General features: G+C 63.0%; 20 protein-coding genes. 16 read left to right on the forward strand and 4 right to left on the reverse strand.

Features of this window, described 5'->3' with window-relative positions:
* Nucleotides 1-149 precede the first annotated feature (149 nt).
* The 6 genes from dusB to AC07NR_RS13960 all read left to right on the forward strand — a co-directional run bounded on the left by dusB (nt 150) and on the right by AC07NR_RS13960 (nt 8,220).
* Nucleotides 150-1,160 (forward strand): tRNA dihydrouridine synthase DusB, encoded by a 1,011-nt coding sequence (gene dusB / locus AC07NR_RS13935; RefSeq protein ID WP_085711228.1) that lies wholly within the window; start codon nt 150-152, stop codon nt 1,158-1,160.
* Nucleotides 1,157-1,477, forward strand: coding sequence for a DNA-binding transcriptional regulator Fis (gene fis / locus AC07NR_RS13940; RefSeq protein WP_003186237.1), 321 nt, complete (start codon nt 1,157-1,159; stop codon nt 1,475-1,477). Before dusB ends, fis begins: the two co-directional genes overlap by 4 nt.
* A gap of 82 nt (nt 1,478-1,559) precedes the next feature.
* A complete protein-coding gene (gene purH / locus AC07NR_RS13945; RefSeq protein WP_102688348.1) occupies nt 1,560-3,167 on the forward strand; it encodes a bifunctional phosphoribosylaminoimidazolecarboxamide formyltransferase/IMP cyclohydrolase in 1,608 nt (535 codons plus the stop codon).
* A gap of 189 nt (nt 3,168-3,356) precedes the next feature.
* The gene (purD, locus tag AC07NR_RS13950; RefSeq protein WP_248738471.1) at nt 3,357-4,649 is read left to right on the forward strand and encodes a phosphoribosylamine--glycine ligase; all 1,293 of its coding nucleotides are present in this window, start codon (nt 3,357-3,359) and stop codon (nt 4,647-4,649) included.
* Nucleotides 4,650-4,751: 102 nt separating this feature from the next.
* Nucleotides 4,752-7,529 (forward strand): hybrid sensor histidine kinase/response regulator, encoded by a 2,778-nt coding sequence (locus tag AC07NR_RS13955; protein WP_495078788.1) that lies wholly within the window; start codon nt 4,752-4,754, stop codon nt 7,527-7,529.
* Between the two features lie 97 nt (nt 7,530-7,626).
* The gene (locus AC07NR_RS13960; protein WP_119429392.1) at nt 7,627-8,220 is read left to right on the forward strand and encodes a MarC family protein; all 594 of its coding nucleotides are present in this window, start codon (nt 7,627-7,629) and stop codon (nt 8,218-8,220) included.
* Between the two features lie 57 nt (nt 8,221-8,277).
* Here the strand turns inward: AC07NR_RS13960 and cobJ are convergent, their stop codons facing one another.
* The 4 genes from cobJ to cobG are packed head-to-tail and all read right to left on the reverse strand — an operon-like array spanning nt 8,278 to nt 12,629.
* A complete protein-coding gene (cobJ, locus tag AC07NR_RS13965) occupies nt 8,278-9,981 on the reverse strand; it encodes a precorrin-3B C(17)-methyltransferase (protein ID WP_495078789.1) in 1,704 nt (567 codons plus the stop codon).
* The gene (locus AC07NR_RS13970) at nt 9,981-10,715 is read right to left on the reverse strand and encodes a precorrin-2 C(20)-methyltransferase (protein ID WP_372238685.1); all 735 of its coding nucleotides are present in this window, start codon (nt 10,713-10,715) and stop codon (nt 9,981-9,983) included. Before AC07NR_RS13970 ends, cobJ begins: the two co-directional genes overlap by 1 nt.
* Complete coding sequence (locus AC07NR_RS13975; RefSeq protein WP_423204816.1) at nt 10,712-11,338, reverse strand: precorrin-8X methylmutase; 627 nt, start codon at nt 11,336-11,338, stop codon at nt 10,712-10,714. Before AC07NR_RS13975 ends, AC07NR_RS13970 begins: the two co-directional genes overlap by 4 nt.
* A complete protein-coding gene (cobG, locus tag AC07NR_RS13980; protein WP_423204815.1) occupies nt 11,331-12,629 on the reverse strand; it encodes a precorrin-3B synthase in 1,299 nt (432 codons plus the stop codon). Before cobG ends, AC07NR_RS13975 begins: the two co-directional genes overlap by 8 nt.
* Nucleotides 12,630-12,773: 144 nt before the next feature.
* Between cobG and cbiE the strand changes: the two genes are divergently transcribed.
* From cbiE to AC07NR_RS14030, 10 genes are all read left to right on the forward strand, one after another.
* Nucleotides 12,774-13,985 carry a precorrin-6y C5,15-methyltransferase (decarboxylating) subunit CbiE gene (cbiE, locus tag AC07NR_RS13985; RefSeq protein ID WP_423204814.1) on the forward strand — a complete coding sequence of 404 codons (1,212 nt, stop codon included), beginning with the start codon at nt 12,774-12,776 and terminating at the stop codon, nt 13,983-13,985.
* Nucleotides 13,978-15,075, forward strand: coding sequence for a cobalt-precorrin-5B (C(1))-methyltransferase (locus tag AC07NR_RS13990; protein ID WP_495078790.1), 1,098 nt, complete (start codon nt 13,978-13,980; stop codon nt 15,073-15,075). The genes cbiE and AC07NR_RS13990 overlap by 8 nt, the downstream gene beginning before the upstream one ends.
* A complete protein-coding gene (locus tag AC07NR_RS13995; protein ID WP_495078791.1) occupies nt 15,072-15,800 on the forward strand; it encodes a cobalt-precorrin-6A reductase in 729 nt (242 codons plus the stop codon). Before AC07NR_RS13990 ends, AC07NR_RS13995 begins: the two co-directional genes overlap by 4 nt.
* Nucleotides 15,801-15,928: 128 nt before the next feature.
* On the forward strand, nt 15,929-16,240 hold the full coding sequence (locus tag AC07NR_RS14000) for a hypothetical protein (protein WP_134825329.1): 312 nt from the start codon (nt 15,929-15,931) through the stop codon (nt 16,238-16,240).
* Between the two features lie 47 nt (nt 16,241-16,287).
* Nucleotides 16,288-16,689: a DUF2946 domain-containing protein gene (locus tag AC07NR_RS14005; RefSeq protein ID WP_262159158.1), complete on the forward strand. Its 402-nt coding sequence runs from the start codon at nt 16,288-16,290 to the stop codon at nt 16,687-16,689.
* Between the two features lie 48 nt (nt 16,690-16,737).
* Nucleotides 16,738-17,217 (forward strand): copper chaperone PCu(A)C, encoded by a 480-nt coding sequence (locus AC07NR_RS14010; RefSeq protein ID WP_248738477.1) that lies wholly within the window; start codon nt 16,738-16,740, stop codon nt 17,215-17,217.
* Nucleotides 17,218-17,238: 21 nt separating this feature from the next.
* Nucleotides 17,239-17,679, forward strand: a complete 441-nt coding sequence (locus AC07NR_RS14015; RefSeq protein ID WP_248738478.1) for a DUF2946 domain-containing protein — start codon at nt 17,239-17,241, stop codon at nt 17,677-17,679.
* A gap of 84 nt (nt 17,680-17,763) precedes the next feature.
* Nucleotides 17,764-19,884: a TonB-dependent copper receptor gene (locus AC07NR_RS14020; protein WP_248738479.1), complete on the forward strand. Its 2,121-nt coding sequence runs from the start codon at nt 17,764-17,766 to the stop codon at nt 19,882-19,884.
* Nucleotides 19,885-19,964: 80 nt separating this feature from the next.
* Complete coding sequence (locus tag AC07NR_RS14025) at nt 19,965-21,344, forward strand: PepSY-associated TM helix domain-containing protein (RefSeq protein WP_495078792.1); 1,380 nt, start codon at nt 19,965-19,967, stop codon at nt 21,342-21,344.
* A gap of 161 nt (nt 21,345-21,505) precedes the next feature.
* Nucleotides 21,506-23,632, forward strand: coding sequence for a TonB-dependent receptor (locus AC07NR_RS14030; protein ID WP_495078793.1), 2,127 nt, complete (start codon nt 21,506-21,508; stop codon nt 23,630-23,632).

Genomic DNA, 23,632 nt, shown 5'->3' on the forward strand with positions numbered 1-23,632 from the left:
GACTTTGCCCTGCACGACCAAACCGCAGGCAATAACGAAATGACTGTTCAGATTTTGTTCAATTCAGCCTTTATCCAGTCATCGAGAGCGGGTATCATGCCAACCCTTTTTCGAACTCTCATGATCCGGCCCCACTTCAGGGAAGTCCTATGTCGGCGGTACGCATCGGCCCATATACATTGCAGAACGGCTTGATCCTCGCCCCCATGGCGGGTGTCACCGACCAGCCCTTTCGTCAGTTGTGCAAGCGATTGGGCGCAGGGCTTGTAGTCTCGGAAATGGTCACCAGCGACATGAGCCTGTGGAATACCCGCAAGTCGCGCATGCGCATGATCCACGAAGGCGATCCCGAGCCACGCTCGGTACAGATTGCCGGTGGCGACGCGCAGATGCTGGCGGATGCGGCCCGGGCCAACGTCGAGCTGGGCGCACAGATTATTGATATCAACATGGGTTGCCCGGCGAAAAAGGTCTGCAACAAGGCCGCCGGCTCCGCATTATTGAAGGATGAAGCACTGGTTACCGAGATCCTGCACGCCGTGGTGGCTGCGGTTGATGTGCCGGTAACCCTGAAGATCCGCACCGGATGGGATCGCGACAACAAGAACGGCCTGACGGTGGCGAAGATCGCCGAGCAGGCCGGAATCACGGCGCTGGCGGTGCATGGCCGCACCCGCGCCGACCTGTACACCGGCGAGGCCGAGTACGACACCATTGCCGCGATCAAGCAGGCGGTGTCGATTCCGGTCTTTGCCAACGGCGACATCGTATCGCCGGAAAAGGCCCGCTACGTGCTCGACGCGACCGGTGCCGATGGCCTGTTGATCGGCCGGGCTGCCCAGGGGCGGCCGTGGATTTTTCGTGAGATCGAACACTTCCTGCGTACCGGCGAAAAACTGCCGGCGCCGGAGCTGTCCGAGGTGGAACGCATTCTGCTTGAGCATCTGGCTGCCCTCCACGCCTTTTATGGGGACGTGATGGGCGTACGCATTGCCCGAAAGCATGTGGGCTGGTATCTCGCAACCTTGCCGGGCGCCAAGGAGTTTCGCGCCCGTTTCAATCGTTTGGATGGTACGGAAACACAATGCGCCAACGTTCGGGAGTTCTTCGCCGAACGTTACAAGAGCCTGACAGGGGACGGAGAAGGGGTGGCCGCATGACGATGATGACCGAGACTTTAGTGAGTGGAACAACACCCGTGAGCGACAACGTGAATTTGAAACAGCACCTCAATACCCCGAGCGAAGAAGGCCAGACCCTTCGCGGGAGTGTCGAGAAGGCGCTGCACAATTATTTCGCCCACCTTGAGGGCGCAGCCGTCACGGACGTGTACAACCTGGTGCTCTCCGAAGTCGAGGCTCCCCTGCTCGAAAGCGTGATGAACTACGTCAAGGGCAACCAGACCAAGGCCAGCGAGCTGCTCGGACTCAACCGCGGCACGCTGCGCAAGAAACTCAAGCAGTACGATCTGCTGTAAGCATTCAATCCAACCAGAAAGGCGCCCGCGTAAAACCGGTCGCCTTTTTTGCTGACTTCCCTTGCTTTTGATGGAAATTGAGATGACCGACCAGACTACCCGCCTGCCGATCCGCCGCGCCTTGATCAGTGTTTCCGACAAGACCGGGATCCTCGAATTCGCCAGGGAGCTGGAAGCCCTGGGCGTGGAAATCCTTTCCACCGGCGGGACCTTCAAACTGCTGCAGGACAACGGCGTGGCCGCAGTGGAAGTCGCGGATTACACCGGTTTCGCAGAAATGATGGACGGTCGGGTGAAAACCCTGCACCCGAAAATCCACGGCGGGATCCTCGGTCGTCGCGGTATCGATGACGCCATCATGAACGAGCACGGCATCAAGCCGATCGATCTGGTAGCGGTCAACCTGTACCCGTTCGAAGCCACCATCAGCAAGCCAGGCTGCGACCTGCCGACCGCGATCGAGAACATCGACATCGGCGGCCCGACCATGGTCCGTTCCGCTGCCAAGAACCACAAAGACGTGGCCATCGTGGTCAATGCCAGCGACTACGCCAACGTCCTGGAAAACCTCAAGGCCGGCGGCCTGACCTACGCTCAGCGTTTCGACCTGATGCTCAAGGCGTTCGAACACACCGCCGCCTACGACGGCATGATCGCCAACTACATGGGCACCGTGAACCAGGCTGCTGACACCCTCAGCACTGAAGGTCGCAGCGAATTCCCGCGCACCTTCAACAGCCAGTTCATCAAGGCCCAGGAAATGCGTTACGGCGAGAACCCGCACCAGAGCGCGGCGTTCTACGTGGAAGCCAAGCCTGCCGAAGTCGGCATCGCCACCGCCACCCAGCTGCAAGGCAAAGAGCTGTCGTACAACAACGTGGCCGACACCGACGCCGCGCTGGAATGCGTGAAGAGCTTCGTCAAACCGGCCTGCGTGATCGTCAAGCACGCCAACCCGTGCGGCGTGGCCGTAAGCCCGGACGCCGAAGGCGGCATCCGTCAGGCCTACGAACTGGCCTACGCCACCGACACCGAGTCGGCATTCGGCGGCATCATCGCCTTCAACCGTGAACTGGATGCCGAGACCGCCAAGGCCATCGTCGAGCGTCAGTTCGTCGAAGTGATCATTGCTCCAAGCGTCAGCGAAGAAGCCCGCGCCATCGTTGCAGCCAAGGCCAATGTACGCCTGCTGGCCTGCGGCGAGTGGTCGGCTGATCGTGTTCCGGCCTGGGACTACAAGCGCGTCAACGGTGGCCTGCTGGTCCAGAGCCGCGACATCGGCATGATCGGCGCCGACGACCTGAAAGTGGTGACCAAGCGTGCCCCGACCGAACAGGAAGTCCACGACCTGATCTTCGCCTGGAAAGTGGCCAAGTTCGTCAAATCCAACGCCATCGTCTACGCCAAGAACCGTCAGACCATCGGTGTCGGCGCCGGCCAGATGAGCCGCGTGAACTCGGCGCGTATCGCCGCGATCAAGGCTGAGCACGCCGGTCTGCAGGTGGCCGGCTCGGTGATGGCATCGGACGCGTTCTTCCCGTTCCGCGACGGTCTGGACAATGCGGCCAAGGTCGGTATCACGGCGGTGATCCAGCCGGGTGGTTCGATGCGTGATGCTGAGGTGATTGCTGCTGCTGATGAGGCTGGCATCGCGATGGTGTTCACCGGAATGCGCCACTTCCGTCACTAATCAGACAACGGCCGCACTGAAGCCGGCATCTGCTGCGTTGGAGCCGACCTCGATGATGCTCATTGCCAAAAGGCAACTCCGCTCACCGAGGTCGACTCCGCCTTGCATCTACCGACTTCATTGCGACCTCCTGGAGCGTGAAGCGCTTCAGGTTCTAAAACAGAATTAGCGTCATCCGAGGTTTTTGAAATGAATGTTTTGATCATTGGCAGCGGTGGCCGCGAACACGCACTGGCCTGGAAAGTGGCTCAGGATCCGCGTGTGCAGAAGGTTTTCGTGGCTCCAGGCAACGCCGGCACCGCGATTGAAGCCAAGTGCGAGAACGTCGCCATCGACGTGCTGGCCCTTGAGCAGCTCGCTGACTTCGCCGAGAAGAACGTCTCCCTGACCATCGTCGGCCCGGAAGTTCCGCTGGTTGCCGGCGTCGTCGACCTGTTCCGCTCCCGTGGCCTGGACTGCTTCGGTCCGACTGCCGGTGCCGCGCAGCTGGAAGGCTCGAAAGCCTTCACCAAGGACTTCCTGGCTCGCCACAAGATCCCGACCGCCGATTACCAGAACTTCACCGAGATCGAGCCTGCTCTGGCTTATCTGCGTGAAAAAGGCGCGCCGATCGTGATCAAGGCCGACGGCCTCGCCGCCGGCAAAGGCGTGATCGTCGCCATGACCCTGGCCGAAGCCGAAGACGCCGTGCGCGACATGCTCGCCGGCAATGCCTTCGGTGACGCCGGTTCCCGCGTCGTGATCGAAGAATTCCTCGACGGCGAAGAAGCCAGCTTCATCGTCATGGTCGACGGCAAGAACGTTCTGCCGATGGCCACCAGCCAAGACCACAAACGCGTCGGCGACGGCGACAGCGGCCCGAACACCGGCGGCATGGGCGCTTACTCCCCGGCTCCGGTTGTCACCGCCGACGTGCACCAGCGCGTGATGGACCAGGTGATATGGCCGACCGTGCGCGGCATGGCCGAGGAAGGCAACGTCTACACCGGTTTCCTGTACGCCGGTCTGATGATCGACAAGGCCGGCAATCCGAAGGTCATCGAGTTCAACTGCCGCTTCGGCGACCCGGAAACCCAGCCGGTGATGCTGCGCCTGCAGTCGAGCCTGGTGCTGCTGGTCGAAGCGGCACTGGCCCAGGCGCTGGACAAGGTTGAAGCGCAGTGGGATCCACGTCCGAGCGTCGGCATCGTGCTGGCCGCCGGCGGTTACCCGGGCGACTACGCCAAGGGCGCGCCGATCAACGGTCTGGACGCAGCCGCCGCACTGGAAGGCAAGGTCTTCCACGCCGGTACTGCGCTCAAGGACGGCAAGGTCGTGACGGCCGGTGGTCGGGTGCTTTGCGCCACCGCCATGGGTGCCAGCGTTGGCGCTGCCCAGGAGCAGGCCTACAAACTGGCCAAGGCCATCGACTGGGAAGGCTGCTTCTACCGCACCGACATCGGCTACCGTGCCATTGCCCGTGAACGCGGCGAAAACCGGTAATAAGCTACGCTGTGTTTCCGGCAAGGGCCCTTGGTCCTTGCCGGACTGTTCCGACGCTGCGCATCGTTATATTCTGGCATCAACCTACGAAGGGATTTCGCCGTGCGCTGGCTCAGGATTGCCATAGGTTTCACCGTCACACTGTTGACCTTGCTCTGCATGCTCCCGGCCCAGGCCGCGCAAGGCAGTGGCTGGTCGGTATTGCTCGACGATCAGGGCAACCTCCAGCTGAGCGACATTCGCTCCGCCCGCTACACCAATCAATTCAGCCCCATCGAGCTTGACCGCCTCACCGCGGCCGAACCCGACGGCGCATTATGGCTGCGCTTCAGACTGGCGCCCGGCAAGCACGAACAAGTGCTGCGCATCTTCGCCCCCGACCTGTCACACCTCAACCTGTACGTGCTCGACGGCGACCGGCTGATCGAACAGCGGGAAACCGGCACCACCCAGGCTCAGATCGAACGTCCGCTGCCCAGCAGCGACTTCCTGTTGCCGTTGCCGCAAAGTGACAAGTCCCTCGACGTCTATCTGCGACTGGTCTCCGACCACCAGTTGCGTCCGTACATCACCCTGCAATCGGCGGTGATGGGCGCGGCCAACCATAACCAGACGCTGATCTACGGTTTGCTGTTCGGCTGCCTCGCCATGCTGATCCTGCACAACCTGATCCGCTACGCCTACACCCGTTCGCGCAGCAGCCTGTGGCTGGCGGTGTGTGAAGGCCTGCTTAGCCTGAGCCTGCTGCTGTTGCTCAACCTCGCCGGCCCCTGGCTGCCGAACTGGCATGCGATCCAGACCCCTGGCGCCTACCTGGCCCTGCTGTTGACCGCACCGGCCGGCCTGATGTTCGCCTACCGCTTCTTTGCCCCGCTCGGCCCTCATCCGCTGAACAAGCTGCTGCTGGGCGATATCCTGTTCATCGTGATCTGCAGCCTGCTGTTGCTGTTCGTCAACACCCTGCCGCTGAACATCATCACCTACGCGCTGGTGGCTCTGGCCGGGCTGAGCATGTTGCTGGTGGCGTTCTATCACTGGCAGAAAGGCTACCGCCCTGCCCGGCTGTTCGTCGCCGCGATGGTGGTGTTCAACATTGGCACGCTGATCATCCTCCCGGCCTTGCTGGGGCTGACCCTGGTGGCGCCGCAAGGCCTGATCATGACCCTGATGGGATTCATCTGCATCAGTGGCCTGCTGATGAGCATCGCCCTCGGCGAGCGCCAGCGCAGCATCACCGAAAGCCGTTTCAGCATCAGCCGCGACCTCGCCGCGAGCAACGCCGAGATCAATGCCAAGGCCGAATTCCTGGCCAAGATCAGCCACGAGATCCGCACCCCGATGAACGGCGTGCTGGGCATGACCGAACTGCTGCTCGGCACGCCGCTGTCGGTCAAGCAGCGCGACTACGTGCAGACCATTCACAGCGCCGGCAACGAACTGCTGACCCTGATCAACGAGATCCTCGACATCTCTCGCCTCGAGTCCGGGCAGATCGAGCTGGACGACGTGCAGTTCGACCTCAACGCGTTGATCGACGACTGCCTGAGCATCTACCGCGCCAAGGCCGAGCAGCAGAACGTCGAGCTGATCAGCTTCATCCAGCCACAAGTGCCACGGGTCATCAGCGGTGACCCGACGCGTCTGCGCCAGACGCTGCTGAGCCTGCTGGAAAACGCCCTGAAGAAAACCGAAGAAGGCGAAGTGCTGGTGGTGGTCGCCCTCGATGAGCGCAGCACCAAGCCGCGCCTGCGCATTGCCGTGCAGGACAGCGGCCAGCCGATGGACCAGGAAGAGCGCGATGCGCTGATGCACGCCGAGCTGCACAGCAAGCACTTCCTGTCGGCCAACCGGCTGGGCGGCAATCTCGGGCTGGTGATCGCACGGCAACTCATCCGCCTGATGCAGGGCGAGTTCGGCATCAAGAGCGGCGCCACCCAGGGCAGCACGCTGTGGCTGACCCTGCCGCTGGACCCCGATCGCCTGGAGCACCCGACCTCCGATCTCGACAGCCCGCTGCAAGGCGCTCGAGTACTGGTGGTCGATGACAACGACACCTGCCGCAAAGTGCTGGTGCAACAGTGCAGCGCCTGGGGCCTGAACGTCAGTGCGGTGCCGTCGGGCAAGGAAGCGCTGGCCCTGCTGCGCACCAAGGCGCACCTGCGGGATTACTTCGACGTGGTCCTGCTGGACCAGAACATGCCCGGCATGACCGGCATGCAACTGGCGGCCAAGATCAAGGAAGATCCGAGCCTGAACCACGACATCCTGCTGATCATGCTCACCGGCATCAGCAATGCGCCGAGCAAGATCATCGCGCGCAATTCGGGGATCAAACGCATCCTGGCCAAACCGGTGGCCGGCTATACCCTCAAGACCACGCTGGCCGACGAATTGAACCAACGCAATCGCGGCCAGGCGGTATTCCAGCCACAACCGACCGGCCCGGCCACGGCCGTCAAGGTTCCGAGCGATTTCCGCATTCTGGTCGCCGAAGACAACACGATTTCCACCAAAGTGATTCGCGGCATGCTAGGCAAACTCAACCTGCAACCGGACACCGCCAGCAATGGCGAAGAAGCCTTGCAGGCCATGAAGGCCCAGCGCTACGACCTGGTGCTGATGGATTGCGAAATGCCGATCCTCGATGGCTTCTCCGCCACCCAGCAACTGCGGGCCTGGGAAGTCGGCAATCAGCGCATCCGTACGCCGATCGTCGCACTGACCGCGCACATCCTCGCCGAACACAAGGAGCGTGCGCGCCAGGCCGGCATGGACGGGCACATGGCCAAACCGGTGGAACTGTCGCAACTGCGCGAGCTGATCGAGCACTGGGTGGCCCAGCGTGATCAGCAAAATCGCACGACGGCACGAACACCCTGATCTCGGCGAGCGGCCACCTTCCCAACGGATCTTGCCGTGATGACGCCAGATCCGCCTGATAGACTCCGTTCAACTTCCGCCCGCGCGAGTTTTAACCATGCTCCATGTGTTGTTCAGCGTTTACCTGAAGATGCTGGTGCTCTACAGCCCGTTCTTCGTGTTGTCCTGCTTCATCAGCCTGACCCGGGGTTATTCGCGCAAGGAACAACGGCGCCTGGCCTGGAAAGTAGCGATCGCCACCCTGGTATCGAGCGTGTTGCTGTACCTGTTCGGGCGGGTGATCTTCGACGTGTTCGGCATCACCGTGGATGCCTTCCGCATCGGCGCCGGCAGCGTGCTGTTCATCTCGGCGCTGGGCATGGCCCAGGGCAAGTCGGCAGTGCAGGCCGACAATGTGCAGCAGGACGTGACCATCGTCCCGTTGACCATCCCGCTGACCGTCGGCCCCGGCACCATCGGTGCGCTGCTGGTGATGGGCGTCAGCCAGCCGCACTGGGATGACAAGCTGATCGCGATCATGAGCATCGCGCTCGCCAGTTTTACCGTCGGCGTGGTGTTGTATCTGTCGAACCGGATCGAGCGGATTCTTGGCGATCAGGGGTTGCAGATCGTCAGCCGGCTCATGGGATTGTTTGTCTGTGCACTGGCTGCGCAGATCATCTTTACCGGGGTGAAGGGTTATCTTGGCTGACCCGCCACCCATGACATGAAATGAAAAAGCGGCTCCGAAGAGCCGCTTTTTCATGTCTCAGGTATTGGGTTTCTCGCCATACCAACGCGGCGTATATACCCACTCCCCGCCTTCGGCCCGAGGGAACGTGCAGGTGGTTGACGAACCGATCAGCACCATCGTGCGCATGTCCACCTGATCCGGTGTCAGCGCACCCAACGTCGTCACCCGCAGTGTCTGCCCCGGACGACCGATATCACGACCCAGCACCACCGGCGTTTGCGGCGCGCGATGCTGCGCGACGATTTCCAGCGCGCGCCCCAGTTGCCACGGACGGGCGCGGGAGATCGGGTTGTAGAACGCCAATGCCAGATCGGCCTCGGCAGCGAGATCCAGACGCTTTTCGATGATCGACCACGGTTTGAGGTTGTCCGACAGCGACATCACGCAGAAATCGTGCCCCAGCGGTGCACCGGCCTGAGCGGCGGTGGCAAGCGACGCGGAAACACCCGGCAGGATTTCCAGGTCGACGCTGTGCCAGGCCGGATCCGTCGATTCGTGCAACGCTTCGAGCACCGCCGCCGCCATGGCGAACACGCCTGGATCGCCCGACGAAACCACAATCACCGAACGACCCTCGGCGGCCAGCCTGAATGCATGGCGGGCGCGCTGCATTTCTTCGCGGTTGTCGGTGCAATGCTGCACCTGATCGTCGCGGAACGGGCCGGCCATGCGCACATAGGTTTCGTAGCCGAGAACGTCGGTGGCTCGGGCCAGTTCGGCTTTCACCGCCGGCACCATCAGCTCCGCCGCACCAGGGCCAAGGCCGATGACTGCCAGACGTCCGCGCGGACGACCGACCTGTGAAACGTCCAGCGGCTGTTCGGCCACGGCGATGGCAAGGTCTTGGGCCGTCGAAATGATTCGGGCCCCGGGGACGGCATGATGGGCAAGCTCACCGATGTCACTCGCTGGCGCAACAAAGCGTAGAGGCACCGCCAATTCAAGCGCAGCTTCACGCAATGCCGGACTGGCCATCTGAACATCGGCCGCCACCAGACAGGCCAGCGATTGAATCGCCACCCCGGCCTGCTGCAACGCATCGCGAATCGAGCCCGGCAGGTCAGTCACTTCTGAACCGACCGCAACCGCCACGCTGCGCGGATAAATCAGCAACTCACTGGAACTCGCCACGCGAGCATCGCTGCCGACATGAATCGAGCGCTGCGCCTGTGGATCTTCCGGCAACTGCGCCTGAACCAGCCAGGGTGCGGCGCCATCGATGCGCACGCTGTGACCGGCGAGCAGATCGGAGACAAAGCGTTTGCCCTGCTCCAGATCGCCAAGGGCATAACCGCCGGGCGGGTTAAGCAGGCAGGTGCCGAAACGCAGTTCGCCACTGGTGGTGATCGCCGCTGCGACTTCAAGCGCAGACGCAATCTCGCGGGCCATGACATTCACCCCGCCGAGGCCGCCGAGCAACGGCACCACGGCGCTGCCGTCTTCAGCCACGGCGAGCACCGCTGGCTCGACGCCCTTCTCCAGCAACAGCGGCGCCAGGGTACGAATGACAATGCCGGCCGCGCACAGGGCAATGATCGGTGTGTCCTGCTGATACAGCTCGCGCAGGGTCGCGCCGAACTCGCTGTAAGTCAGGTCGGCACCTTCGACGCGCCCGGAGAGGCCATGAATCTGCGCGCCCGGATAGACCTGTTGAAGACGACGGGCCGTGGCCAGCGCGCCCTGGCCGAGAATGACGATGGCCGGTGTGGAGTGAGTCATCAGCCTTGCCACCGTTCGCCGGGAACAATGATCAGCGAGAAGTACGGCGACGACATCGGCTCGACCTCGTCCAGCGGCACGATCTTCTGGTTGGCCATGGTCGCGCGCTCGACGTACAGCGCACGCTCGGCCAGACCCAGTTCTGCCAACACGTCGCGCACTTTCGGGAAATTGCGCCCCAGCTTCATGATCACCGCCGCATCGGCATCCGCCAGGCGGCGCTTGAGCTCGTCATGAGGCAGCACACCGGACAGCACCGACAGGCTCTGATTGCGATACACCAGCGGCGCGCCCAGCACCGAAGCGCCGCCAAGCATCGAGCAGACGCCCGGCACCACTTCGGCTTCGTAACGGCTGGCGAGGCGATCATGCAGGTACATGTAGGAGCCGTAGAAGAACGGATCCCCTTCACAGATCACCGCCACGTCGCGACCGGCATCCAGATGCGCGGCCACTTCCTCTGCCGCGTCATCGTAGAAATCGCTGATCACCTGTTCGTAGGACAGCGGCGCCGGCAGCACTTCGGTGGTCACCGGGTACACCAGCGGCAACAGATTCTGCGCGTCCTGCAGGTGCGCTTCGATGATGCCGAATGCGTTGCCCTTCTTGCCCTTGGCCACGAAATACGCCACCACCGGCGACTCGCGCAGCAGGCGCAGGGCCTTGACGGTAATCAGTTCCGGATCTCCGGGACCGACGCCCAGGCCGATCAAACGTCCCTTGGCCTGCATCATTCGATCTCCGTGGCGAGGGCATTGACCGCAGCGGCGGCCATGGCGCTGCCGCCGAGGCGGCCCTGCATGATCACGAACGGCACGCCACGGCTGTTGGCTGCCAGCTCGGCCTTGGATTCGGCAGCGCCGACAAAGCCCACCGGGAAGCCGAGGATCAGCGCCGGTTTCGGCGCGCCGGCGTCGAGCATTTCCAGCAGATAGAACAGCGCGGTCGGCGCATTGCCGATCACCACCACGCTGCCTTCCAGATGCGGACGCCACAGTTCCAGAGCGGCAGCGGAGCGAGTATTGCCCAGCTCGCGCGCCAGCTCCGGCACGCGGTCGTCGCGCAGGGTGCAGATCACCTCGTTGTTGGCCGGCAGGCGCGCACGGGTCACGCCTTCGGAAACCATCCGCGCATCGCACAGAATCGGCGCACCGGCAGCCAGCGCATCGCGCCCGGCCTTGCCCGCGCCCTCGGAGAATTGCAGCCCGTCGATGGCCTCGACCATGCCGCAGGCGTGGATTACCCGCACCGCGAGTTTTTCCAGGTCGGCCGGGATGCGAGCCAGGTTGGCCTCGCTGCGAATGATCGCGAAGGAGTTGCGATAGATCTCCTGACCGTCGCGGATGTAATCAAGCATCAAGGGGGCTCCGTGAGCGGGCGGCGAGCAAGGTCGCGGCCGCTTCGATAGTAAGGTTGTGAGCGTGCAGCGCGCCGAAACCGGGCGTCGCTGCATCGCGAAAATAGAGATCGTAGTGACCGGGAGCGACCGCCAGCAAAGTCACTGCAGCCCGGTGCGCAGCGGCGCAGGAACGCGGGCAGCCGGACAAGTGCACATCCACGGCGTGTGGCAACAGCGTAGCCAGCAGGCGGGCATCGTGTTTGGTGTCGGCCAGGCCTTTGCCGCAGCCGTTGGAGCCGGTACAGGCGATCAGGTGCGACAGCGGGTCGTCAATCTGGGTCAGCAGGTTCAGCTTGCTCAGTGCATCGAGCACTTGAGCGGCATCCGCCTCACGCACATTGGGCAACAACAGACTCTGCCAAGGGGTGAAACGCAGGCTGCCATCGCCAAAGGTTCTGGCCAGTTGCGCGGCGCCACGCAGCATGGCCGGATCGAGACGACCAAGCACTGGTGCGGCACCGATATACACCTGACCAATCCATTGCTGAGGATGAACGCCGAGTTGCAAGCCTTCCGGCGCGGATTCACGCTGCCACTCGCCGACGCTTTGCAGGCTGATCCGCTGACCGAGTTTTTCGAGGAACACCGGCACCGGGCATTCATCCAGCAGATGACGCATCCGCGTCTGCTCCGGTCGGGCCAGTTCGAGGAACAACTCCAGCACCGCGACCACCAGCGCATGTCCGTCCGCAAGCGCCACAGCAGCCAGCGGTCGATCCGTCGGACAACCCGCCAGACCGAACGCCAACAACGTGTTTTCACCGTTTCTGAATGCCGACAACCACAGATCATGGGGATGTTCGAGCATCGCCAGTGCTTCACCGCCGTCCAGTTGCACGGCGAATTTGGCACTCAGTTCATGGAAACGGGGATGGCTTTGCAGGGTCTCGAGGATCTGCCCGGCCAATGGACGGGTATCGAAGCGCATCTGTCGGTCGATGCCGGCAGCCGGGCTGAGCATCAGGTTGCGCACGTCGTCGCCCGCTGCGGTTCGCGGCCCGAGACCGGCGGCCAACAGGCTGTCGATCAGCGCTGCGGACTGGTCGCCGATGCCGCGGATCTGCAGATTGCCCCGGTTGGTCGCCTCGATCACCCCGCCGGCAAACCGCCCGGCGGCATTGGCCACCGCATCGGCCTGATCGGCCGTGATCGAACCGCCATCGAGCTTGATCCGGCAGATACCGCCATCCAGCGCCTGGACGATACGCAGCAACCCCGGGCAGGCCGAGGGGCGTATGGCATTGGACATCGGGCGTTCGTTCAAGGGCTGGCAGCTCTGTGGGAAAGGCGCTTCGCGGGCGAAGGCGCGGTATTATGCCTGCTTTGTCCGACGGCATGAAAAGTCTGCCCGTCGGAACGGCGCGTTTGCGGACACTTTTTTGAGGGGCTACAGATGTCACCCTGGCTGACAGTAGTAGGAATCGGTGAAGACGGCTTCAAGGGCCTGGGCAAGAATGCCCGGCGCGCCCTGATAGGCGCCTCGCGGATCATCGGCGGTCAGCGTCAGCTGGATCTGTTGCCAGTGTGCATCCGTGGCGAGCGCCTGTTGTGGCCGAGCCCGTTTTCCCTGGCCCCGGTTCTCGAACGGCGTGGCGAAGCGGTGTGTGTGCTGGCCAGTGGTGATCCGATGTTCTACGGCGTCGGCGCGAGCCTCGCGCGGCAGGTTCCAGGCACCGAAATGCTGGTGCTGCCGGCGCCGTCCTCATGTTCTCTGGCGGCGGCCCGACTGGGCTGGCCGTTACAGGAGATCAGCATTCTTTCGCTGGTGGCCCGACCGCTGGTGGCCCTCAATGGTCAGTTGTCCAGCGGCCTGCGCCTGTTGCTGCTGAGCAATGACAGTCAAAGCCCGGCGGCTGTTGCCACGTTACTGCGTGAGCGTGGATTCGGTGCCAGTCGCCTGAGCGTTCTGGAGCATCTGGGCGGCAGCGCCGAACGCCGGATCGACGGCACCGCCAACGACTGGAACGATCCGGTCATTGCCGATCTCAACGTGATCGCCATCGAGTGCCTCGCCGATCCGCAGACACCACGCCTGTCGCGCCTGGCCGGCCTGCCGGACTCGGCCTTCAAACATGACGGGCAATTGACCAAACGCGACGTGCGCGCCATCACCCTTGCCCGCCTCGCGCCGACGCCGGGCGAACTGCTGTGGGACGTCGGCGCCGGCAGCGGTTCGATCGGCATCGAATGGATGCGCGCTCACCCGAGCTGTCGCGCCCTGGCCATCGAGGCTGACGACGGTCGACAACAGTTGATCGAACACAACCGTGACACGCTGGGTGTTCCCGGCCTGCAACTGGTTCGCGGCAGCGCACCCCAGGCCCTCGCCGGGCTGGAACGTCCGGACGCGATTTTCATCGGCGGCGGAGTGACCCGTGAAGGCGTGCTGGAAACCTGCTGGGAACAACTCAAACCCGGCGGCCGACTGGTGGCCAACGCCGTAACCCTGCAAAGCGAAATGACCTTGATGAGCTGGCGCGAACGCCACGGCGGCGAACTGACCCGCATCCACATTGCCCAGGCACAACCACTGGGCGAGTTCGATACCTGGCGCCAGGCCTTGCCGATCACCCTGCTCGATCTGGTCAAACCCCTCGATGCGTGACGAAACCGCCGAACAACCCGCGCCCCTGCGCAGCGGCCTGACCACCGGCAGCTGCGCCACGGCCACCAGCCTCGCCGCTGCCCGCCTGTTGCTCGGCGGAGTGGTGGCTGACGCCGTGCAGATTGTGTTGCCAAAGGGCAAACAGGTGCAGATGCGTCTGGAGTTCTGTCGGCTGACCGATGACGGCGCCGAAGCGGGAACGATAAAAGATGCGGGCGATGACCCGGACGTGACGCACGGCGCCCTGCTCTACTCCCGCGTGCAGCTGATGGCCGAGCTGGGCATCCGCTTCATCGCCGGCAAAGGCGTCGGCACCGTGACCCGACCGGGGCTGGTGCTGGGCGTCGGCGAACCGGCGATCAATCCGGTGCCGCGCAAGATGATCAGCGATCACCTGACATTGCTCGCCGAGGAAACCGGCTATCGCGGCGGCTTCGAGGTGACGGTTAATGTCGAGGGCGGCGAAGCTCTGGCATTGAAAACCATGAACCCGCGCCTGGGGATTCTCGGCGGGCTGTCGATCCTCGGCACCAGCGGCATCGTCCGGCCGTTTTCCTGCGCGGCGTATATCGCCTCGATCCATCAAGGCATCGACGTGGCGAAAACCAACGGCTACCTGCACATCGCCGCCTGCACCGGCAACGCCAGCGAAGACACCATGCGCCGGGTCTACGACCTGCCGGAAATCGCCCTGATCGAAATGGGCGACTTCGTCGGCGCGGTGCTCAAACATCTGCGCAAGGTGCCTGTGGATAAACTCAGCCTGTGCGGCGGCTTCGGCAAGATCAGCAAACTGGCCGCCGGGCACATGGATTTGCACTCGCGCCATTCGAGCATCGACCTGCCGCAACTGGCCGAATGGGCGGCAGCGATTGGTGCCGACGATGCGTTGCAGCAAGCCATTCGCGGGGCGAACACCAGCCAGCAGGCGTTGGCGATGGCCAGTGCGGCGGGTGTTGCGCTGGGTGATGAAGTTTGCCGTCATGCACTGGAATTCGCCCGCAGCGTGGTGCCGGCGCAGGTGCAGGTCGAGGTGTTTGCGATTGATCGTCAGGGCGGCATCGTCGGCCATGCGGGGGCTTTTGCATGAAACGGATTCTGTTGCTGGGTGGCGTGACTGAAGCGTTGGCCATCGCGCGCACTTTGGGGCCGGAACACATTTACAGCCTGGCTGGAGTGGGCCGGGTGCCGACCGATCTTACGTGCCAGGTGCGCGTCGGCGGTTACGGCGGTGCCGAAGGGCTGGCGCAGTTCATTCGCGACGAAGGCATCACACTCCTGCTAGACGCGACCCATCCCTACGCCGCACAAATCAGCCAGAACGCCGCCACCGCTGCACAACTCACCGGCATCCCCTGCTGGGCCCTGCGTCGTCCTGCGTGGCAACCACAACCGGGCGATGACTGGCGCGAAGTTGCCGACTGGGCCGAACTGATCACGGCCCTCGCCCCCTTCCGCCGCCCGCTGTTCACCCTTGGCCGCGAACCGCTGCAACATCTCGACGAAATCCCCGTGCACCAGTTCTGGACCCTGCGCGCCCTCGACGTCTACCCCGGCAACGAACGCTGCGAAGTCATCGGTGCCCGTGGGCCGTTTCTGCTGGAGGATGAACGGATGCTGTTCGAACGCCGGCAGATCGACGTGCTGATCAGCAAGAACAGCGGCAGCACCGCGACCGAGCCGAAACTGGAAGTGGCGCGGGCGCTCGGGGTGCCGGTGATGGTGTTGAAGCGGCCGGTGTTGGCGGAGGTTGATCGGGAGTTTTCGACGATTGATGAAGCCATCGCTGCCCTAACGGCCGAAGTCCGACCGTGAAAAACAAAAAGCTCAAGTCCTACTGAGTGCTAGGACACTGCCCACAAGAATTTAAAGATTCGCTGACTATCTGTGTGAGCTGCCCAGGCTTACGTTTAGCGTTTCATCGGATTTGTGAGCACGTTCCAATGACCGGAAAATTCACCCGCTTCGACATCAAGGACTTTCTCCACACGCCTGCTGAACTGGTGCACTACGTCAAGGCATGTTCGGAACTGGACTCAGGCGATGGGCGATTCAACCGCGTGGCGCTCCGAGACTATAAGCAGACCATCCGATTGAGAATTCAATCCGATCCGGATTTCGCACAGGCATTGCGAATCGAAGCCGCTACACTCTTTCATAACGGCGAGACGCAACTGGCAAGCATGCTACTCGCGCAATTGCATGTAGCGCTGCGACACCAAACCGCACGACGCTTTTTTACTTATCGGCCCTGATCAGGCTAAATAGCCGCGCCTGATCGCCCACCCAACGGACCTGTCCCATGAACCGACACCGGCTTGCATTTGCCTGGATCGCCTGCTTCGCAGTGCTGTTCAACATGCTCGCCATGCCGTTGACGGGAGCGATGGCGCAAGCGGCGCAGACGCCGGCCGAGCAGTTGCTGTGGAGCAGTTTCTGCACCGGCAGCGGCACGAAGATGGTGGCGATCGACATCGGCAGCCTCGATCAGAAAGCGCCGCAAAACGGTGACAATCATTCGACCATGCAGCATTGCTGGTGCTGTTCCGGATCGGCGCCCGTGGTGGCGTTGCCGGGGCATTCACCGCAGCTGTACTTCGCCCGATACGAAAGCAATCGCAGTGTGGCGCCCGCCTTGCTGCAAACCCCGACACCGCGCCAGCAATGGCCGAGCCTCAATCCCCGCGCCTCTCCTCTGGTTTGATTTGTTCCCGCATTTGACCTGCGTTTCAAATCGTTCTGGAGAACTGCCATGTTGAACAAATTCATCGTCATCGCTGCGCTGTTGCTGCCTGCGTGCTTCGCCCATGCCCACGAATACAAGGCCGGCGAGCTGGAAATCGCCCACCCGTGGTCGCAGGAACTGCCGCCGAATGCGCCGACGGTTGCCGCGTATTTCATCATTCACAACGGTGGCAAAACCGCTGACCGCCTGCTCAGCGTCGACTCGCCCATCGCTCCGAAAGCCGAACTGCACGAACACGTGATGCAGGGTGATCTGATGAAGATGCAACAGGTGCCGAACGTGGCGATCCCGGCCGGTGGAAACGTGACTTTCGCGCCGATGGCCTATCACGTGATGTTGATGAATCCGACCGACCGCAGCCTGCTGACCGACGGCAAGCGCTTCCCGCTGACGATGCACTTCGAGAAGGCCGGTGACGTGACCGTCGAAGTCGCCGTGCAGAAGAAACCACCGCAGGACATGCCGGAACACGCGCACGCCCAATAACCGTTCCGGCAGACTCCGCCCGTGCGCCCGCGCAGCGCCAGGGCATCCATGCAACGCCGTCAGACCGAACACCTGACACGCGGCAGCTGGATCGCCCTGTTCGCCATGTTGATGATCTTCATCGGCCCGCTGATTTCTCAGTCGATGCCGATGGATCAGCACGCCTCGCCTTCCATGCCCATGGACATGTCGATGGCCATGGCGGGCATGGATCATTCCGCGCATGAAGCGAAACCCTCGGCCGAACACTGCCCGCCGCAATCCTCGCACCATGTGCTGTGGGAAAAGTGCGGCTATTGCAGCCTGCTGTTCAACTGCCCGGCGCTGACCGGTGGCGGCACTTTTGCCACGTTCAGCATCGCCCACATCAATACCTTCACCCCGCCCTCCCCGCGTCTGGGCCATGCCCGGCAGACCTTCTTCCCCGGCGCCCGCACCCGCGCCCCGCCCGTCGCAGCGTAAACACCCACCTCTGATTGCACACGGTTGAGAAGACAGCTTCAGGCTGCCGGCCGTGTCGTTTACGACTGTTTGATGGAAATTGTCATGTCCAGGTTTTCTGCTGTCCCACGCTCGGGTTCTGCCCCGGCGTCCTTCGCCCTGAACGAATCGCGCATCCGTTTCAGGCACGCTACCGCCGTCCTTTGCGGCGTCCTGCTGTCCCCGCTGGTCCACGCCGATGAACATGCCGGCCACGCTGAAGAACTGAGCCCGACGGTGATCACCGCCATCGCCCCGAGTTCGCCGCTGACCATCGTCACCAACCCGAAAGACCCGCGCCAACCGGTGCCGGCCAGCGATGGCGGCGACTACCTGAAGACCATTCCCGGCTTCGCCCTGGTGCGCAACGGCGGCACCAACGGTGATCCGGTACTGCGCGGCATGTTCGGTTCGCGCCTGAACATCCTCACCAACGGCAGCATGATGCTCGGCGCCTGCCCCGGCCGGATGGACGCGCCGACCTCATACATCTCGCCCGAGACCTACGACAAACTCACCGTGATCAAAGGCCCGCAAACCGTGCTCTACGGACCGGGCGCCTCGGCCGGCACAGTCCTGTTCGACCGCGAACCGGAAAGCTTCGGCGAACTCGGCACCCGCGTGAATGCCAGCGTGCTGGCCGGTTCCAACGGACGCTTCGACAAAGTAGTCGATGCGGCGGCCGGCGGCCCGCTGGGCTACGTGCGGGTGATCGGCAACACCGCACATTCCGACGACTACCGCGACGGCAACAACGACACCGTTGCCTCGCGCTACGACAAGTGGAATGGCGACGTGGCGCTGGGCTGGACCCCGGATGCCGACACCCTGATCGAACTCACCGCCGGCAAGGGTGACGGCGAGGCGCGCTACGCCGGACGCGGCATGGACGGCTCGCAGTTCTTGCGCGAAAGCCTCGGCTTGCGTTTCGAGAAATCCAACATCACCGACGTGCTGGAGAAGCTCGAAGCCCAGGTCTACTACAACTACGCCGACCACGTGATGGACAACTACACCCTGCGCACGCCGTCCGGCACCGGGATGATGGCAGGTCCCATGGCGTCCAACGTCGACCGTCGCACCCTCGGCGCGCGGATCAAGGCTACCTGGCGCTGGGCCGATATCCAGCTGATCACCGGCCTCGATGCGCAGACCAACGAACACCGTCAGCGCAGCGGCATGGGCATCGATACTTACAAGGATCAGCCGTACACCAAGGACGCCGATTTCCATAACTACGGCGTGTTCAGCGAAATGACCTGGTACGCCGCCGACCGCGACCGGCTGATCACTGGTGCCCGGGTCGACCGCGCCTCGGCCAGGGATTTCCGGCAGACCACCGGATCGGGAATGATGTCCCGGCCGAATCCGACCGCCGGCGATACCCGCGCCGACACCCTGCCAAGCGGCTTCGTGCGTTACGAGCATGACCTGGCCGACAGTCCGACCACGCTCTACGCCGGCCTCGGTCACTCACAACGATTCCCGGATTACTGGGAGCTGTTTTCGCCCAAGTCCGGCCCGGCGGGTTCGGTCAATGCGTTCGATTCGATCAAACCGGAAAAGACCACCCAACTCGACTTCGGCGTGAACTACAAGGACGCCGACCTCGAAGCCTGGGCCTCGGGCTACATCGGCGTGGTGCGCGACTACATCCTGTTCGACTACACCCCGACGATGATGGGCATGAGCACCTCTCGCGCCGAGAACATCGACGCGCGGATCATGGGCGGTGAACTTGGTGCCGCCTACAAGCTCACCGACAACTGGAAAGCCGATGCGACCCTGGCCTACGCCTGGGGCAAGAACAGCAGCGACGGCAAGGCCCTGCCGCAGATGCCGCCGCTGGATGCACGTTTCGGCCTGACCTACAGCGAAGACAACTGGAGCGCAGGCGCACTGTGGAGAGTGGTTGCCGCGCAAAACCGGATCGACCAGAACAAGGGCAACGTGGTCGGCAAGGATTACGACAAGAGTTCGGGCTTCGGCGTGTTCTCGCTCAACGGTGCCTACCGGATCAACAAGAACTGGAAGGTCAGTACCGGCGTCGACAACCTGTTCGGCAAGGCTTACGCCGAACACCTCAACCTGGCGGGCAACGCCGGGTTCGGCTACCCGGCCAACGACCCGCAAGCCATCAATGAGCCGGGGCGCACGCTCTGGACCAAGGTGGACATGAGTTTCTAACCCTCAAGGGCACTCGCTCCCCTTGAGGGAGCGAGTGACAACAGACAACTAGAAGATCCAAGCCAAGCGGAGCACTCGTGATGAAACAGCCCAAACCGAATTTCTACAACCTGGCCTGGCGTTGGCATTTCTATGCCGGATTGTTCGTCGCGCCTTTCATGGTGATGCTGGCCCTGACCGGCATCATTTACCTGTTCAAACCGCAGCTCGATTCGCTGATGTACAGCAGCCTGCTGAACGTCCCGGCCGGGCATCACACCGTGCCGGCCGATGACCTGCTGCAAAAGGTCAAAAGCGCTTATCCACAGGGACAGGTCACCCAGTACCTGCCACCCGCGAACGTCGAGCGCAGTGCGCAATTCGTGGTGAAGAATGCCGGCCATGAGCTGAACGTGTTTGTCGATCCGTACCACGGCGACATCCTCGGCGAGCAGGATGCCAAGCAGAACCTGCAAGCACTCGCCCGGGCGATCCACGGCGAATTGATGATCGGCACCGTCGGTGACCGACTGATCGAACTGGCCGCCGGCTGGGGCGTGGTGCTGGTGGTGTCCGGGGTTTTCCTGTGGTGGCCGCGCGGTCAGGCCGCGGGGATTTTGTGGCCGCGGTTGAACAGTCGCGGTCGTGTGCTGTGGCGTGACCTGCACGCGGTCACCGGATTCTGGGGCGCGGCGTTGCTGCTGGTGATGCTGCTCAGTGGCATGACCTGGACCGGATTCTGGGGCAAGCAGTACGCCCAGGTGTGGAACGTGTTCCCGGCGGCGATGTGGAATAACGTGCCGACCTCCGACGTCGAGGCCGGCAGCCTCAACAACGCCGCCCGCCAGACCGTCCCGTGGGCCATGGAAAACACGCCGATGCCGATGTCCGGCGACCACGCCGAACACATGGCCCACGGCGGCATGCAACACGGCCCCGCCGCGCCGATCATCAGCCTGCAGGACGTGCAGAACATCGCCGTCGAGCGCAAGGTCGAGCCGGGCTACAGCATCACCCTTCCGACCACCGCCACCGGCGTGTTCACCATCGCCGTATTCGCCGACGACCCGCGCAACGACGCCACGCTGCATGTCGATCAGTACACCGGCAAAGTGTTGGCCGACGTGCGATTCGAGCACTACGGCGCCGTGGCCCGGGCCACGGAAATCGGCGTGATGCTCCACGAAGGCAAGATGTTCGGCACCTTCAACCAGATCGTCGTGCTGCTGATCTGCCTGATGATCCTGCTCAGCGCCGTCAGCGGCGTGGTGATCTGGTGGAAGCGTCGCCCGCAGGGCAAGTTCGGCGTGCCGCCGCTGCGTCACGATCTGCCGAAGTGGAAAACCGGGGTGGCGATCATGCTGGTGCTGGCGGTGGTGTTTCCGCTGGTGGGGGCTTCACTGGTGGTGGTGTGGTTGCTGGATCGGCTGCTGTTGTCGCGTCTGGGCCGGCAAACTGAATCTGCCTCAACTTCATCATGAAACAGGCGAGATGCGCGACCTAGACAGATCTTTAAACTGCCGGGGCTTAAACTCCGGCAATTTTTAGTGTTACTGTATAACACTAATTGCTGCTCTGCCCGCAGCCATGCATGGTCATGAGCCTGCGGGCTTTTCATTTGAAGAAGTGATCCACCGCCCCGATGAACAAGTACCTCTTGTCCAGCCTCTGTCTGTTCGCCCTGAACAACAGCGCCCATGCCGACAGCGCGCCGCTGACGTTGCCCACCGGCACCATCACCGCCCTGGCCAATGACGACCAGAACGTCAGCCTGACCACGCCGACCAGCGCCGGCTCGCGCCTGAACCTCAGCGCCATGGAAACTCCGGCCAGCGTCGAAAGCCTCAGCGGCGAGCAGGTCCGCGCCCGTGGTGATCGCAGCGTGCAGGACGCGGTGTCGCGCAGCACCGGCATCAGCCGCACCGGCACGCCGGGCGATGGCGGCACTTCGTTGCAGGCCCGGGGATTTACCGGGCAGAGTTCGGTGATGCAGTTGTATGACGGCAACCGCATGTACACCGGCATGGGCACCGTGACGTTCCCGGTCGACACCTGGTCGGTGGAGCGCGTCGACGTGCTGCGCGGTCCGGCCTCGGTGCTGTACGGCGAAGGCGCGACCGGCGCGGTGGTCAACGTGATCCCGAAAAAGCCGTTCGAAGGCGACATCGAAAACCACGTGCGCGTCGGCTACGGCTCGTTCGACCGCCAGCAGCAGGCGTTCGACAGCGGCGGTTCGCTGACCGACACCCTGAGCTACCGCCTCAACCTCAATCGCCTGCGCAGCAACGGCTGGATCGATCGCGGTGATTCGTCCAGCGACTTCATCAGTGCCACCCTGCGCTGGCAGGCCACCGACAATCTGGCCTTCACCCTCGCCCACGATTACGGCGACCAGCGCCCGCAGAACTACTTCGGCACGCCGCTGATCAACGGCCAGTTGAAGGACAGCCTGCGCGACAAGAACTACAACGTGCGCGACGACAAGCAGCACTACAACGATCAATGGACGCGCCTGTCCACGGATTGGCAGCTCAACGATGCGGTCAGCGCCAGCAACGAGCTGTACTACCTCAAGGCCCAGCGCCGCTGGCAGAACGCCGAGAACTACAACTTCGACGCCGACAGCCAACAACTCAGTCGCGGCGGCTACTTCGGCATCGGCCACAAACAGGAACAGGTCGGCGACCGCCAGACCTTCACCTTCAAGCACTCGCTGTTCGGCCTCGACAGCCAGACCGTGACCGGCGTTGATTACAACCGCATCCGCTTCCAGCTCGACAGCAACTCGCCGTTCAATGACGTATTGCCGAGCGGCCAGCCGCTGGACCTGTACCACTCGCAGGCCGGCTATTTCGAGAGCGCCAACCCGTACCGCGACCAGTTCGACAGCACCACCAAGCAGATGTCGGTATTCGCCGAAAACCGCACGCAACTGAGCGAGCGCTGGTCGCTGGTGACCGGTGTGCGACGCGACTACGTGCACGTGGATCGCACCAATCTGGTCGACGACAGCCAGAGCGACAAGACCCTGACCGGCAACAACTGGAAGGCCGGCCTGGTGTTCGCGCTGACCCAGGACACTTCGTTCTACGGCCAGGTCGCTACCAGCACCGATGGCATCGGCGGGCTGATTTCCCTGAGCCCGAGCCAGCAGCAATACGACTTGTCCACCGCCCGGCAAACCGAGATCGGCATGAAGCAGCTGTTCTGGGATCAGCGCGGCGAGTTCACCCTGGCGGCGTATCGCATCGTGAAGAAGAAGCTGCTGACCGACGACCCGGGCAACCCGACGCTCAAGCAGCAGGTCGGCCAGCAATCGTCGAACGGCCTGGAAGCCAGCCTCGATCTGCAACTGCCGAACGCCTGGCAACTGCAAGCCAACGCCGCCATCGTCAAAGCCAAGTACGACGATTTCGAAGAGGTGGTCGGTGGCGTACCGGTGTCGCGCAACGGCAATCGCCCGGTGGACGTGCCACGTCGCACGGCGAACCTGTGGCTGAGCAAGGCGCTGACCGATGACCTGAAGGCCGGTGCCGGCGTGCGTTATGTCGATGCGCGCTACGCCGACATGGCCAACCGTAACGAGCTGCCGAGCTACACCGTGGTCGATGCGACGCTGTCGTGGAAAGCCCTGCGCAACACGACGCTGGGGTTGCAGGTGAACAATCTGTTTGACCGGACGTATGCGCAAAGCCAATACAATGAGGGCCAGCAGTGGATTCTGGGTGAGCCTCGTTCGTTCTTTGTCACGGCTGATTACACCTTCTAG

The organism is Pseudomonas sp. GW821-FHT09C09, assembly GCF_059418105.1.

Bases quoted from the DNA above. Each gene is read 5' to 3' on its own strand.
- dusB (WP_085711228.1), top strand. From the start codon at position 150: ATGTCGGCGGTACGCATCGGCCCATATACATTGCAGAACGGCTTGATC.
- fis (WP_003186237.1), top strand. From the start codon at position 1,157: ATGACGATGATGACCGAGACTTTAGTGAGTGGAACAACACCCGTGAGC.
- purH (WP_102688348.1), top strand. From the start codon at position 1,560: ATGACCGACCAGACTACCCGCCTGCCGATCCGCCGCGCCTTGATCAGT.
- purD (WP_248738471.1), top strand. From the start codon at position 3,357: ATGAATGTTTTGATCATTGGCAGCGGTGGCCGCGAACACGCACTGGCC.
- AC07NR_RS13960 (WP_119429392.1), top strand. From the start codon at position 7,627: ATGCTCCATGTGTTGTTCAGCGTTTACCTGAAGATGCTGGTGCTCTAC.
- cobJ (WP_495078789.1), bottom strand. From the start codon at position 9,981: ATGACTCACTCCACACCGGCCATCGTCATTCTCGGCCAGGGCGCGCTG.
- AC07NR_RS13970 (WP_372238685.1), bottom strand. From the start codon at position 10,715: ATGATGCAGGCCAAGGGACGTTTGATCGGCCTGGGCGTCGGTCCCGGA.
- AC07NR_RS13975 (WP_423204816.1), bottom strand. From the start codon at position 11,338: ATGCTTGATTACATCCGCGACGGTCAGGAGATCTATCGCAACTCCTTC.
- cobG (WP_423204815.1), bottom strand. From the start codon at position 12,629: ATGTCCAATGCCATACGCCCCTCGGCCTGCCCGGGGTTGCTGCGTATC.
- cbiE (WP_423204814.1), top strand. From the start codon at position 12,774: ATGTCACCCTGGCTGACAGTAGTAGGAATCGGTGAAGACGGCTTCAAG.
- AC07NR_RS13990 (WP_495078790.1), top strand. From the start codon at position 13,978: ATGCGTGACGAAACCGCCGAACAACCCGCGCCCCTGCGCAGCGGCCTG.
- AC07NR_RS13995 (WP_495078791.1), top strand. From the start codon at position 15,072: ATGAAACGGATTCTGTTGCTGGGTGGCGTGACTGAAGCGTTGGCCATC.
- AC07NR_RS14000 (WP_134825329.1), top strand. From the start codon at position 15,929: ATGACCGGAAAATTCACCCGCTTCGACATCAAGGACTTTCTCCACACG.
- AC07NR_RS14005 (WP_262159158.1), top strand. From the start codon at position 16,288: ATGAACCGACACCGGCTTGCATTTGCCTGGATCGCCTGCTTCGCAGTG.
- AC07NR_RS14010 (WP_248738477.1), top strand. From the start codon at position 16,738: ATGTTGAACAAATTCATCGTCATCGCTGCGCTGTTGCTGCCTGCGTGC.
- AC07NR_RS14020 (WP_248738479.1), top strand. From the start codon at position 17,764: ATGTCCAGGTTTTCTGCTGTCCCACGCTCGGGTTCTGCCCCGGCGTCC.
- AC07NR_RS14025 (WP_495078792.1), top strand. From the start codon at position 19,965: ATGAAACAGCCCAAACCGAATTTCTACAACCTGGCCTGGCGTTGGCAT.
- AC07NR_RS14030 (WP_495078793.1), top strand. From the start codon at position 21,506: ATGAACAAGTACCTCTTGTCCAGCCTCTGTCTGTTCGCCCTGAACAAC.